This is a genomic window from Gordonia soli NBRC 108243 (assembly GCF_000334455.1).
Taxonomy (GTDB): Bacteria; Actinomycetota; Actinomycetes; order Mycobacteriales; family Mycobacteriaceae; genus Gordonia; species Gordonia soli.
Genome location: NZ_BANX01000007.1, coordinates 39,937 through 53,405 on the forward strand (window position 1 = coordinate 39,937; position 13,469 = coordinate 53,405).

The 13,469-nt window shown below is 67.3% G+C and carries 11 protein-coding genes; 5 read left to right on the top strand and 6 right to left on the bottom strand.

Annotated elements, in window-relative coordinates; genetic code table 11:
• Positions 1–62: 62 nt before the first annotated feature.
• Positions 63–770 (bottom strand): ferritin-like domain-containing protein, encoded by a 708-nt coding sequence (locus GS4_RS05435; RefSeq protein ID WP_007618306.1) that lies wholly within the window; start codon positions 768–770, stop codon positions 63–65.
• Positions 771–923: 153 nt separating this feature from the next.
• Here GS4_RS05435 and GS4_RS05440 point away from each other — a divergent pair, with 153 nt between their 5' ends.
• Positions 924–2,489 (top strand): alkaline phosphatase D family protein, encoded by a 1,566-nt coding sequence (locus GS4_RS05440; protein WP_245555578.1) that lies wholly within the window; start codon positions 924–926, stop codon positions 2,487–2,489.
• 4 nt (positions 2,490–2,493) lie between these two features.
• Here the strand turns inward: GS4_RS05440 and GS4_RS05445 are convergent, their stop codons facing one another.
• Positions 2,494–3,633, bottom strand: a complete 1,140-nt coding sequence (locus GS4_RS05445) for a GIY-YIG nuclease family protein (protein ID WP_007618310.1) — start codon at positions 3,631–3,633, stop codon at positions 2,494–2,496.
• A gap of 281 nt (positions 3,634–3,914) precedes the next feature.
• Between GS4_RS05445 and GS4_RS05450 the strand changes: the two genes are divergently transcribed.
• A complete protein-coding gene (locus GS4_RS05450; RefSeq protein WP_007618312.1) occupies positions 3,915–6,149 on the top strand; it encodes an NADP-dependent isocitrate dehydrogenase in 2,235 nt (744 codons plus the stop codon).
• A gap of 41 nt (positions 6,150–6,190) precedes the next feature.
• On the opposite strand, the gene GS4_RS05455 is transcribed toward GS4_RS05450, so the two are convergent.
• A complete protein-coding gene (locus tag GS4_RS05455; RefSeq protein WP_007618314.1) occupies positions 6,191–6,799 on the bottom strand; it encodes a TetR/AcrR family transcriptional regulator in 609 nt (202 codons plus the stop codon).
• 64 nt (positions 6,800–6,863) lie between these two features.
• Between GS4_RS05455 and GS4_RS05460 the strand changes: the two genes are divergently transcribed.
• Genes GS4_RS05460 through GS4_RS05470 form a run of 3 tightly spaced genes read left to right on the top strand, consistent with a single transcriptional unit; the run spans position 6,864 to position 10,829 of the window.
• Positions 6,864–7,829, top strand: a complete 966-nt coding sequence (locus GS4_RS05460) for an SDR family NAD(P)-dependent oxidoreductase (protein ID WP_007618316.1) — start codon at positions 6,864–6,866, stop codon at positions 7,827–7,829.
• Positions 7,826–9,436, top strand: coding sequence for an AMP-binding protein (locus GS4_RS05465; protein WP_007618318.1), 1,611 nt, complete (start codon positions 7,826–7,828; stop codon positions 9,434–9,436). The genes GS4_RS05460 and GS4_RS05465 overlap by 4 nt, the downstream gene beginning before the upstream one ends.
• A gap of 31 nt (positions 9,437–9,467) precedes the next feature.
• Entirely contained in the window at positions 9,468–10,829 is a 1,362-nt protein-coding gene (locus tag GS4_RS05470) for an alpha/beta fold hydrolase (protein WP_007618320.1), read from the top strand.
• Here the strand turns inward: GS4_RS05470 and GS4_RS05475 are convergent.
• The 3 genes from GS4_RS05475 to GS4_RS05485 form a co-directional block, all read right to left on the bottom strand.
• Positions 10,822–12,063 (bottom strand): epoxide hydrolase family protein, encoded by a 1,242-nt coding sequence (locus GS4_RS05475; RefSeq protein WP_007618322.1) that lies wholly within the window; start codon positions 12,061–12,063, stop codon positions 10,822–10,824. The genes GS4_RS05470 and GS4_RS05475 overlap by 8 nt on opposite strands.
• The gene (locus tag GS4_RS05480; RefSeq protein ID WP_007618324.1) at positions 12,060–12,530 is read right to left on the bottom strand and encodes a MarR family winged helix-turn-helix transcriptional regulator; all 471 of its coding nucleotides are present in this window, start codon (positions 12,528–12,530) and stop codon (positions 12,060–12,062) included. The genes GS4_RS05475 and GS4_RS05480 overlap by 4 nt, the downstream gene beginning before the upstream one ends.
• A 63-nt stretch (positions 12,531–12,593) precedes the next feature.
• A complete protein-coding gene (locus GS4_RS05485; RefSeq protein WP_040509644.1) occupies positions 12,594–13,427 on the bottom strand; it encodes a siderophore-interacting protein in 834 nt (277 codons plus the stop codon).
• Positions 13,428–13,469 lie beyond the last annotated feature (42 nt).

Sequence of the window (13,469 nt, forward strand, 5' to 3'; positions counted from 1 at the left end):
ACCACCGACAGAAATCAGCGCACTAGTCCTGTCGCACAGACGTTCTCACCAATGCCATCGCATCACACCGAACGTACCACCCGTTCGAAGATCCGCATCGTGTCCGCCACGAACGTCCCGCGGGACACCCCGCACGCGCGCAACGCGGCCCCGTGATCCGCGGCCACCACGAGGACCACCGCCGTCGCCATCGCGCGCCAGCCGAGCTTCACCGCATTGCGGAAAACGCGAGGTGCACCGGCGAACTCGGCGCGTATCCGATTCGCCTGAAAGGCGACGTGGTGGTACTCGTCGTGCAGAATCCGTTCCGACACATCGACGAGGAGTGGATCGCCACCACCGTCGGCGAGTGCGCGGTAGTACCGCAGCGCGACCACCTCGGCGATGGTCAGGACCATCAGTTCCAGTTTCAGCCCCATCGCGCGACGGAGCACCACGAACACGGAATCCGACCAGTGCGATCGTCCGGTCTCCGCACCACCCGCGGTCAGCAGCGCTCCGAGCATGCGCGCGTGGTTCTGCTCCTCGGCGACGAAGAGTCGGATGGCTCTCTCGTAGTCGGCATCTCCGGTCCGGGCTGCGTTGGCGATGAGGTTGGCCCCGTCACCGCTCTCACCGACCTCGAACTTCTGCAGACTGCGCACCACGGCCGGATGGAGGCGGCATCCGGCCGACCATCGCGGGTCCGGGGTCCGCGCACGCACGACGGCGCGCTCCACGAACTCGGTCGACCACCCACCTGATCCGCCGGCCGGCGTCTCACTCGACATGACAGAACTCCGACATAACCGAACACTGCCACAGATCGAGCTCGTCGACGCCGGTCCGTCACCTGTCCGCAACCCGCAATTCGCCGACCCGTGCATCGGATACGCGAGCGTGACCGGGTGCCCTCGGAACCCAGCTCCTCATCCTCGCTGTCCGTGTCCCGACGATCACTTTTGCGCGCCGGGGCCCTGCTGGTCCCCGCCGTCGGCGCACTCGCCGCGTGCGGCTCGCCGACCACCGGGCCGACGTCCACGGGCCTGCGTCGCGCACGCCCGACACTCACCCACGGCGTCGCATCCGGCGAGGTCACGAGCACCAGCGCGCTGGTATGGGCCCGCTCCGACACTCCCGCGACGATGATCGTGGAGACGTCCGCAACCGAGAACTTCGCACGGGCGAAGACCGTCCGCGGCCCCCGACTCACACCGCAGACCGACGGGACGGGGCGACTGCGTGTCGCGGGGTTGGAACCCGGTCAGACCGTCCACTACCGGGTGACGCTGGAGGGCGAGGACGGCGCTGCGGGCGAACCGGTCAGTGGAGTATTCACCACCGCACCGACCTCCGCCAAGGACATCCGCTTCCTATGGTCCGGCGACGTCGTGGGACAGGGCTGGGGCATCAACCCCGACATGGGCGGGCTCACGATCTTCGGCGCGATGGCCGACCGCGATCCCGACTTCTTCATCCACTCCGGTGACGCGATCTATGCCGACAACCCCGTCGAGGCCACGCAGGAGCAGAACGACGGGACGGTCTACCGGAGTGCGGTGTCGCCCGCGAAATCCCATGTCGCGCAGACGCTCGACGATTTCCGCGGCAACTACGCCTACAACCTGACCGACCAGCACTACCGCCGCTTCTCATCGTCGGTCGCCCAGTACGTGCAGTGGGACGACCACGAGGTCGTCAACAACTGGTTCCCCGGGGAGTCGCTCGCGGGCCAGAAACGCAAGGGCTACACCGAGATGGACGTCGACACGCTCGCCGCCCACGGCAAGCAGGCGTGGCGGGAGTGGCAGCCGGTCGAGTCCGGATCGTCGAGCCGCGTCTATCGACAGGTCCGGCAGGGACCACAACTGGACGTCTTCCTGCTCGACATGCGCACCTACAAGGACCCCAATCCCGCCGCGTGGGGCACCGACAACGTCGACGGCATCCTGGGAGCCGAACAGACGCAGTGGTTGATCGACTCGTTGAAGCGATCGACCGCGACGTGGAAGGTCGTGGCCAACGACCTCCCGCTGTCCATCGTGGTGCCGGACAAGAACTCGACGCCCGCCGGCGGCCGCACGGCGATGGAAGCCGTCGCCCAGGGCGACGGCGGGGCACCGCTCGGGCGTGAGATCGCGTTCGCACGAGTGCTGTCCGCGATCAAGGACGTGCCCAATGTCGTGTTCCTCACCGCCGACGTGCATTACACGGCGGCCATCTCGTATCAGCCGGATCGGGCCGCCCACCAGGACTTCGCACCGTTCTGGGAGTTCGTCAGCGGCCCGCTGCACGCCGGTGCGTTCCCCGAGAGCCCTGTGGACGGCACATTCGGCGCGAAGTACGAGTTCGTACACGCCCCGACCGAGGAGAACACGTCGCCTGCCGAGGGCTTCCAGCACTTCGGCGAGGTGACGATCGCCAAGGACACCGGCGTCCTGACGGTCAACCTCTGTGATCAGACGGGGCGGGTGCTGTACCGCCGGGAGTTGGAGCCCACGCGCAGGTGAGCACTCACCCCACCTGGCCGTACGGATGCCAGCCGTGCCGGGTCCAGCGTCCGTCGGAGCGCTGCACCCGCACCTCCCGCAGGCTGGTACCGACGTACCGTCCCTCCGACTCGACGTCAGGCGCCCCCGAATACGTCCAGAGTCGAGCGACCTTCACGCCGTGCTCGTCGACGAACGGCTCCCAGTGCTCGACCCGGTGCACTGCGCGGATGATGTCGTCGGCGACCACGAACACCGGCAAACCGTCCACGGCGCGATGACGGCCGGCGCGCCAGCCGGAACGCGACCACTCGTACAGCTGCTCCGCCGACGCGTCCGGGTCGGCCGCTGCGTTCACCTTCACGACCGCACAGACGTCGGGCAGCGGCGGGGCGAGCGGGGCCGAGTACCGCAGCGCGAGTTCTTCCGCCCGTCGCGCACCGCCTGCAGACGGGGGGTCGTCACCGTCCACGTCGGCAACCAGCTCGATGCCGGCGATCCCGGCCAGGTCGGTCAGCGCCTGCCGCATCACATCTGCGCCACGTCCGTCGTCGGTGTCCGTGTCATCCTCGCCCCCGATCCCGTGCCGCAGGATCCAGTGCTCGACCCCGAACCCGTCGGCATCGATGTCGGTGATCCGGTCGGTCGTCGCAGAGGTCACCTCGGCCGGGTCCGGTGTGCCGACGACCTCGGACGGGTCAGGCGATGTGCCGGCCAGCGCCGACCAGACGTGCTGGTAGACACGGCTGCCGCGCCCGGCGCCGACATAGAAGACCTCGCCGTCGCGTGGGTCCAGGAGCGCATAGACGTAGACGCCCAGCCGGTCCTGCGCTTCGAGCGGGATCGGCGCGAACCGCGCCGGACCGGGAACGGTCACCGGCTCGAGCAGATCCAACACGCCTTCGACGATCTCCTCGCGGATACCGATGCCGCCACCGAGGAGCCCGCCGAAGATCAACTCGCCGGCTCGTTCACGACTCACGAAACGCCGCCCGGTGAATCGGTCGATGGCGTGGAGGACATCGACCACCTCGGCGGTGCGCACGCGCGGATCGATGAGTTCGGCGCGCTCGTCCGGCGGCACCATGAGCTCGGCGAAGGTCGGCGAGTCCAGGAACGTGCCCATCGCCGAACGCGGCAGCTCCACCGCCTCGACGAGGCTCATCCGACGATCCCCGCGGCGGTGCGTCCTGGTCCACGTCGCGGATGCACGATTGCCGATGATGCCAGCCGACGGGCCTCCGGGTCTTGATTGCCGTGGTGAGCAGAGAGGAAAATCCATCAAACGGACATCGAGCTGCCTCCCGGCGAGCGCGTGACTCGTCGCACGGGGCATGATCGATGACGGAGTTGTCACACGAACACGTATCCGCGTGATGTAGGTGACGTCTGGACTCACAAGGTCGAAGGCGGCGCCGTGCACAGACAGAATCGAGAACACATCGCATGAGCAGCACCGAACAGCCGACCATCATCTACACGTTGACCGACGAAGCACCCATGCTCGCCACTCACGCGTTCCTGCCGGTGGTCCGAACGTTCGCCGGAGCGGCCGACATCGCCGTCGAGACCAGTGACATCTCGGTCGCGGCGCGCATCCTCGCCGAGTTCTCCGACCTCCTCCCCGACGATCAGAAGGTTCCCGACAACCTCGGTGAACTCGGTCGACTGACCCAGCTGTCGGACACCAACATCATCAAGCTCCCCAACATCAGCGCATCGGTCCCGCAGTTGCTCGCCGCGATCAAGGAGCTCCAGGACAAGGGCTACGAGCTGCCGGAGTTCCCGGGGAACCCGACCACCGACGAGGAGAAGGAGATCCGCGACCGGTACACCAAGTGCCTCGGCAGCGCGGTCAATCCCGTCCTCCGCGAGGGCAACTCCGATCGACGCGCGCCGAAGGCCGTCAAGGAGTACGCCAAGAAGCACCCGCACAGCATGGGCACGTGGTCGATGGCGTCCCGAACGCACGTCGCACACATGACCGAGGGCGATTTTTACCACGGCGAGAAGTCGATGACCGTCGAGGGCGACCGGACGGTCAAGATGGAGCTCATCACCTCCGGTGGCGAGACCCTCGTGCTCAAGCCGGAGGTATCACTCACCGACGGTGACGTGATCGACAGCATGTTCATGAGCAAGAAGGCACTCGTCGAGTTCTACGAGGAGCAGATCGAGGACGCCTACAAGACCGGCGTCATGTTCTCGCTGCACGTGAAGGCGACGATGATGCGCGTCTCGCACCCGATCGTCTTCGGCCACGCGGTCAAGGTCTTCTACAAAGACGCGTTCGCCAAGCACGGCGATCTCTTCGACGAGCTGGGCGTCAACGTCAACAACGGCCTGTCGGACCTGTACTCCAAGATCGAGAAGCTGCCGAGCGCACAGCGCGAGGAGATCATCGACGACCTGCACAAGTGCCACGAGTACCGTCCGGAGCTCGCGATGGTCGACTCCGCCCGCGGGATCACCAACTTCCACTCCCCCAGCGACGTCATCGTCGATGCGTCGATGCCGGCCATGATCCGTGCCGGTGGCAAGATGTACGGCGCCGACGGACGTCTCAAGGACACCAAGGCCGTCAATCCGGAGTCGACGTTCTCACGCATCTACCAGGAGATGGTCAACTTCTGTAAGACCAACGGTGCGTTCGACCCGACCACCATGGGCACCGTGCCGAATGTCGGGCTGATGGCGCAGAAGGCCGAGGAGTACGGCTCGCACGACAAGACCTTCGAGGTCCCGGCGGCAGGCGTCGCCAACATCACCGACGTCGAGACCGGCGAGGTCCTGCTGACCCAGGATGTCGAAGAGGGCGACATCTGGCGCCTCTGCATCGTCAAGGACGCCCCGATCCAGGACTGGGTCAAGCTCGCGGTCAACCGTTCCCGCGACTCGGGAATCCCCGTGCTGTTCTGGCTCGACCCGTACCGCCCGCACGAGAACGAGTTGATCAAGAAGGTGCGCAAGTACCTGCCCGATCACGACACCGAGGGTCTCGACATCCAGATCATGTCGCAGGTCCGCGCCATGCGGTACACCCTCGAGCGGGTCATTCGCGGGCTGGACACCATCTCGGCCACCGGCAACATCCTGCGCGACTACCTCACCGACCTGTTCCCGATTCTGGAACTGGGCACCAGCGCCAAGATGCTCTCCATCGTGCCGCTGATGGCCGGTGGCGGTCTCTACGAGACGGGCGCGGGCGGTTCGGCGCCCAAGCACGTCAAGCAGCTCATCGAGGAGAATCACCTGCGGTGGGACTCGCTCGGTGAGTTCCTCGCGTTGGCGGTCAGCCTGGAGGACCTCGGCAAGAAGTTCGACGACAAGCGTGCAGTCATCCTGGCGAAGACGCTCGACGCGGCCACCGGCAGGCTCCTCGAGAACGACAAGGGACCGTCGCGCACCACCGGTGAACTCGACAATCGCGGCAGCCAGTTCTACCTCGCGCTGTACTGGGCGCAGGAACTCGCCGCGCAGACCGACGACGCCGATCTGGCGAAGCGATTCGGTGCACTGGCCGAGACGCTGGCCGCCGACGAGGACAAGATCGTCGAGGAACTGAATGCCGCACAGGGCGAGCCGGTCGACATCGGCGGGTACTACTTCCCCGACAAGGAGAAGGCCTCCGCCGTGATGCGTCCGAGCACGACCTTCAACGACGCGCTGGCCGGCGCGTAGAGCGCACGACCCAACCCTCTGTCACGCCTGCCGGTGTGGGCTCAGCCCCGCCCGGCAGGCGTGGCATCGAATCCGGCCGCCAGTTGCTCGACGAGGTCGAAGAGATGGCTGGTACTCACCGACGGGTCGATGATGCGCCGGACCGCGAGTCCGAAACAGAGGTCCAACACCAGCTCGGCGACCCGGCGGATGGGCAGGGTCGAGAGTTGTTCCGGTAGTACCTGTTCCACGAACCCGGTGATCCCGTCGACAGCGGTCCGGTTCCGCGTGCCCTCCGTCGAGACGACTGCCACGTTGTCGCGATTGGCGAGGGCGAACTCCAGTTCCAGGCGGGGCCAGCCCGAATCCAAGGTCTCGTCGGTCCACGCGCGAATCCGCTCGATGCGCCCACCCCGTGCGTTGTCGTCGGCGAAGATCGCGGTCAGTTGAGCCTCGGCTTCGGCCTGCAGGTCGGCGAGGATCTCCAACGTCAGCTCGGCCTTGCTCTCGAAGTTCGAGTAGAAGGCGCCGGTGGTGAATCCGGCGCGCGTCGCGATCGCCGACACCGACGCGCTGGCGAAACCGCTCGCCAGCATCATCTCCCGGCCGTGCTCTTTCAGCAGTCGGCGAGTCTCTGCCTGCGCGGCCACTCGCGAGTTCTTCGCCACCATCTCACCCTAGTCATCGACAACCCATTGCCCTCCTCCCGATCAGATAGTACCGTTATCTCGCATAATGACGCTATCTGAACTGCCGCCCTCCGAGGCGGACCGCGCGCTGCATCCCGACATCCTCAGTCGACTGACCCTCGCAACGGTCGGCCCACCCATGGACCGCGACGCCGACCGGCTGGCCGCCGCGGTCGGCGGCAAGGTGGTGGTGATCACCGGTGCATCCTTCGGACAAGGCGAGGCGACTGCGCGCCTGCTGGCATCGGCCGGGGCAACGGTCGTCCTCGCCGCCCGGACCCGCGAACGCCTCGACGAGATCGTGGACGAGATCCGCACCGCCGGCGGCACCGCCCACTCGTATCGTCTCGATCTCGGGGACATGGCAGCGGTCGACTTCTTCGCCGACCGCGTGCTGACCGATCACGGTCGCGTCGACATTCTCATCCACAACGCCGGGAAGTCGTTGCGTCGGAGCGTCTATCGCAGTGCCGAGCGGATGCGCGACATGGAGGCGATGGTCGGTGTCAACTTCCTCGGCCCGATGCGGCTGACCTTGGCGCTGCTGCCGGCCATGCGGGCCGCAGGCGGAGGACACATCATCAATGTGGCCACCGCCGGGCTCTGGATGTCGCCGGCAGCTCCCCGGTGGGGGTTCTACCTCGGCTGCAAGGCGGGCTTCGACACCTGGATCCGGTCGGTCGGCATGGAGACGAGTGCCGACGGGATCGACGTCACCAGTGTCTACGCCGGTCACATCAAGAGTCGGATGGTCGCGACGAAGTGGGTCACGCGGGTCCCCGGCCACACGCCGGCCGAGGCCGCACACGTGCTGGCACACGCCATCACCCATCGACCTCGTGCGCTGGCGCCACGCGGGATGGCCGCCGTCCGCCTGCTGGGGATCGCCTTCGAGGCGCCGCTCACCATCGCCCTCACCCTGCTGGATCGCCGCGGCGTCGAGACACCCGCGTCGAACACCGCCTTCCTCCGCGCGATGGCCGCTACTTCTGCGGCGCCGGGGGATCGATGAGCGTGCAGAAGAGATCTGCCCGTTCGGCACGGTGGCAGTGGTGGGATGCTGCGCGCGCAGTCGCCGGCTCCGGCGTACTGGCGCCGCCGAGCCCGGCGACCGCGGTCCGGATGGCGCGCGGCGTCTGGTATCACGGACCGACGCTGACAACTCTCTTCGCCGTTGCCGCAGCACGACATCCGGACAAGGTGGCCGTCGTCGACGACGACGGCGCCATCACCTACGCCGAGCTGTACCGACAGATCACCGCGCTGGCCGATCACCTGCTCACCGACTCGGGCACTGGGCCCCGGTCGATCGCCGTCCTGTGCCGCAACCATCGTGGCTTCGTCGTCGGCGCTGCCGCTGCGGCCGCGGTCGGCGCCGAGGTCGTCGCCATCAACACCGAGATGCCGGAGACGCAACTCCTCGCGGTGCTCGACCGGCATCGACCCGATGTCCTCGTGCACGACGACGAGTACTCCGAGGCCATCCGGTCGAGTGACGCGGTCGGCACCGCGATCTGCCTCGACCGCGAGACCGTCGGGAAGGGGCAGGTGGCGCGGCCCCGCCGGAACTGGACCTCCGGCCGTGTGACGCTGTTGACTTCCGGCACAACCGGTCTCGCCAAGGGGGTCCCACGCACGATCAGCCCCTGGGGGATCGTGCAGCTCGCCGCGACCGGATGTGCACGGATCGGGTTACGACGCGACGACGTGGCACTGATCGGCCCTCCCTTCTTCCACGGCTTCGGGCTGGTCGCCGCTCTCGGGGCCGTCGCCGTCGGTGCCACCATGGTGTGCCACCGCAGGTTCGATGCACGCCGGATGGCCGAGGACATCCGCCGCCATGACATCACGGTGCTCTACCTGGTACCGGTGATGGTGCAGCGCCTGCTCGCCCAATCCGACATCGACGAGCTGGTGCGCGCCCATCGCCTGCGGATCGCGGTCACCGGGGCGGCACCGATAACGAGCGCGACCGTCATCGGATTCCACCGGACGTTCGGACCGATCCTGGTCAACGGATACGGATCGACCGAGGCGGGTCTCGTCTCCATCGCCACCCCCGACGACCTCGTCGACGAACCGTCGACCGTCGGTACCCCGGCGCTGGGCGTGTCGATCCGGATCACAGATGACACCGGACATCGACTGCCGGACGGGCAGACCGGCAAGATCCTGGTCCGCGGACCGCTGGACTACTCCGGTTACACACCCGACGCGAATGCCCCGGCTCGACGGAAGATGGTGGTGGACCGGCACGTCGACACCGGCGACGTCGGGCACGTCGACCATCGGGGGCGGCTGTTCATCTCCGGCCGATCAGACGACATGATCGTGTCGGGCGGTGAGAACGTCTTCCCCGCCGAGATCGAGGACGTGTTGTCGACCCACCCGGCCGTCGCCGACACCGTCGTGGTCGGCGTGGAGGACGCCGAATACGGGCAGGTGTTGAACGCCTTCGTGGTCATCACCGACGGCTCCGCGCTCGACGCCGATGAGCTGAAACGTCATGTGCTGGCCAGCCTCGAGCGGTACAAGGTACCCAAGCGCTTCGTGTCGATCGACGCGATCCCACGCAATCCGAGTGGGAAGGTGATGCGCGGCCGACTGCCCATCGGGTGAGCCGGCCGCGACCGAGGAGAGGTCCCAGACGATGCACCACAACGTCATCCGCGCTGATCGACGACCGTGGCGGCACCGCGCCACGCTCATCCTCGTGGCCGCTCTGGTCGCGGGTGCGGGCGTGATCGGGTCTGCATCGCCGACCTCGGCAGCACCGGGTCGTCTCGGTTCCTACGGCTTCTACCAACCGCCGCAACCGTTGCCGAGCGCGAAGCCGGGCACGATCCTGCGTCGACAGGTCCACCCGGTCACGTTGAGCGTGCCCTCACAGGGCGGGCCCATCCCGGCAGTCGCGACGCGGATCATGTACCTCAGCAACGACACCCACGGTCGACCGGCGGCGGTCACCGGAACCTACCTCCGTTCGTCGCTTCCGTGGAACGGACCCGGTCCCCGACCGCTCGTCTCGGTGGCGCCGGGCACCCAGGGCCAGGGTGACCAGTGCGCCGCGTCGAAGACGATCGGCAACCTGCCGCAGTACCGTTTCCCGCTGGACCTCTGGTTCAACTACGAGATCCTCACGACCTACACACTCCTGGCCCGCGGGATGAACGTGGTGATGACCGACTATCACGGGCTCGGGACCCCAGCGATGCACGACTACGTGAACCGTCTCGCCGAGGGCCACGCGGTGCTCGACTCGATCCGCGCGGCCGAGCAGCTCACCGGGCGTCGCGCGCCGGCGGTCGTGTTCGGCTACTCCCAGGGCGGCGGTGCCGCCGCCTCGGCGGCTGAGCTGCAGTCGACGTACGCTCCCGAACTCGACCTCCGCGGAACCTATTCCGGCGCAGCACCGGCCGACCTCCGCGAGGTACTCCGCGGGCCGGTCATCAACGGCATCGTCCCCGGTGCCGTGGGGGGTGCCGGGCCGGCGCTGCTCGGCTACGCGCTCAACGGGATCCGCGCCGACTATCCCGAGACCCGCCCGGCCATCGACGCCGCCCTCAGCCCGTACGGCAAGCAGATGCTCGCCGAGTCGGCACAGACCTGTATCGGCGAAGCCGCGTTGCGCTTCATGTTCCGACCGCCGAACGTCTTCACCCTCGGGGGTGTGCAGCCGGATCAGATCATCAAGCGGTCACCGGCCCTGCGACGGGCGGTGGACCTCCAACGCATCGGGACGCTGAAGCCCTCTGCGCCGGTGTTGGTCGCCGGCGGTACGCAGGACGACGTGATCCCGTATCACCAGGTCCGCCGGATGGCCGGCGACTGGTGTGCACAGGGGGCGACGGTCACGCTGGACACGACGACGTGGCTGCCACCGGTCTTCCCCGGCCTCGCAGTCGGACACGGGCTCGAGTTCCTGCCCGCTCTCGTCTCCGCGCAGAGCTGGATCACCGACCGCCTGGCGGGTCGCCCCGCACCGAACTCTTGTCGCGGCGGACTCAGCTGACCGGTCGTGGGATCAGCGGGCGGAAGGTACGGACCAGGTCGGCGGTCCACGATTCGGGGATCTCCCACGGGATGAAATGACCGCCGTCCGAGTGCGCCGTGATCGCGACGTGGTTGTACCACTGAGCGCGGTCGCCGGCGAGAAACGATGCGATGCGCGCATCGGTGCCGTGGACGCCGGGTGGGTTCTCGTACTCGACGAAGGTGATGCCGGTCGGCGCCTCGACCACCGGCATCCGATCGTGCGACGGCGTCCAGGGATACCGGTTGTTGTTGGCATAGGTGCGGATCGAACTCGCGATGGAGTTGCCGGTCCAATAGATCGTGGCGTGGGTGAGCAATTCGTCCCGGGTGAAGACGGAGAAGAGGTCGCCGCGGTTGTCCGACCACTTGATCCAGCGTTCGAGTATCCAGGCCAGCATGCCGACCGGTGAGTCCGCGAGGCCGTACGACAACGTCGCGGGGGCCATCACGTGCGCCGCGAGGTGTACCGCGAATCTGCTCTCGATCTCGATCAGACGCTGCCGTTGATCGTCGGGCAGATCCGGCGGGATGGGTTGTCCACCGGACAGATCCCACGCACGGTCACCGGTGAACATGCTGAGCTTGAGCGCGGATCCGATGTGGATGCCGTACAGCTCGTCGGCATATTTGTGGCCGAGCTGTCCGGTGACCAGCGCTCCGACATCGCAGCCGGCAGCGGCATACCTGCTGTGTCCCAACGTGTCGGTCATCAGCTCGTGCCACACGTCGGCGATCTTCCAGAAGTTCATGTCCGGACGGGTCGGCGTCGAGTACCCGAATCCGGGCAGTGACGGGACGATGACCTCGAAGGCGTCCGCCGGATCACCTCCGAAGGCTCCGGGGTCGGCGAGCCGGTCGATCACCTTGGACCAGTGCCAGAAGGTCCACGGCCATCCGTGACTGAGGATCAACGGTACGGGCCGCGGCCCGACACCCGGCTTGCGCATGAAGTGGACCCTGACCCCGGACACATCCGCGACGTGGTGCTCGTAGGCGTTCATGGCGCGTTCCGCGGCCCGCCAGTCGAATTCGTCCGCCCAGTACTTCGCCAGATCTTCCAACAGCGCTCGCGGTACGCCGTACCGACCGTCGTCGTTGCCCTCGTCCGGCGGCCATTCCGTCGACCGCAACCGTGATCGCAGATCATCCAGTACCGCATCGTCCACGGCGATCGGCGACGCGGTCACACGGTCCAGGTCGGAGCTGCTCATCTGCCGTGCCCCGTCTCGGCATCGCGGCGCGCGGCGATCCGGACGACGTGATCGAGGACGTCCGCGACCTCCAGCAGACGCGTGCGGTCGGCCGGCGGCAGCTCGGCCAGGAGTTCGGTCATCCGCTCCGCTCGCTCGGAGTGCCTACGGGAAACGACCTTCCGCCCCGCCGCGGTGAGTGACAGCAATGCGGCTCGACCGTCGGCGGGATCGGGCCGCCGTGCGAGCAGTCCGTCGCTCTCGAGTTTCGCGACCGCCGTGGTGAGCGCCGACTGTTTGATCTGCTCGGTACCGACCAGGTCGCTCAGTCGGCAGGGCCCACGTCGCGACAGGGTGTGCATCACCGACAATGCCGAGAAGCTCATCCGGTCCGACGACGCCAACCGGATGAACACCGTGTTGAAGTCCTCGATGGACAGGGTCAGCCGCTCGACCGTCGGTTCGGGAGGTACTCCAGGCGGGGTCACACGGCCAACAATATCGATAATCGATATATTTACAAGTCCTCGACCGACGATTCGACGCGCGCCTCAGATGTCGAGGGCCAGGTCGTCCAGATCGGCGAGTCCCTTTCCGCGCGCGAGCAGATCCTGGTAGGTGGCCAGGCGGACACGGTCGATGTCGGTGGTGCTCACACCACGCTTCCAGTAGCCGAAGACAGCGACGTCGTCCTTACCGAGTCCGACATTGGATCGGAAATGCGTCCGGATGGAGCGCATCTCGTCGCGCTCACCGGCAGCCCACACCACGTGTTGCGACGGCGCCGGCACGGCTACGGCCGCCGCGAGGAGACTGCCGACGTCCACCCCCACGCTCTCCACTGCGACGTCGACCGTCCGGGGCAGCTCGGCGACCGCCACGTCGTCCTCGCTGGCGACGTATGCCACCGCCCGCCGACCCGACGGCCAGGCCCGGAGGATCTCGTACAGCGCCGGGAGGGCCGAGTCGTCGGCGAACAACACCGTCGCCGACTCTCCCTCGGGCGCGAGGAAGTGCGGTCGCGGACCGACCAGGCGGAGTTCGTCGCCCACCTGCACCGCCGCACTCCAGCGCATCATCGGGCCGGGCGCTCCGTGCTGGACGACGTCCACGGTGATCTGTGCGGTCGCGAGGTCGGCGTCGCGCACGGTGTAGACCCGTGAGACGTCGTCGAATTCAGGGCCGAGATTCAAGCGGACAGCGACATTCGGGCGCGCCCACGTGCCATCGGACGCCGCGGCGCCGATGTCGAGGACGACGCGCAGCAGGGCCGGGCTCGGCCTGAACAGTTCGACAACCCGCGCCGCCACGGTCTGCAACTCGCGCGAATGGTCGTCGCCGGCCAACGCCTTCTTGTTCCGGGACGTCGCGTCTGTCGATGTCATGGGTTTAGTTTAGGGATACCCTACAAAATGTGGCAACAGACG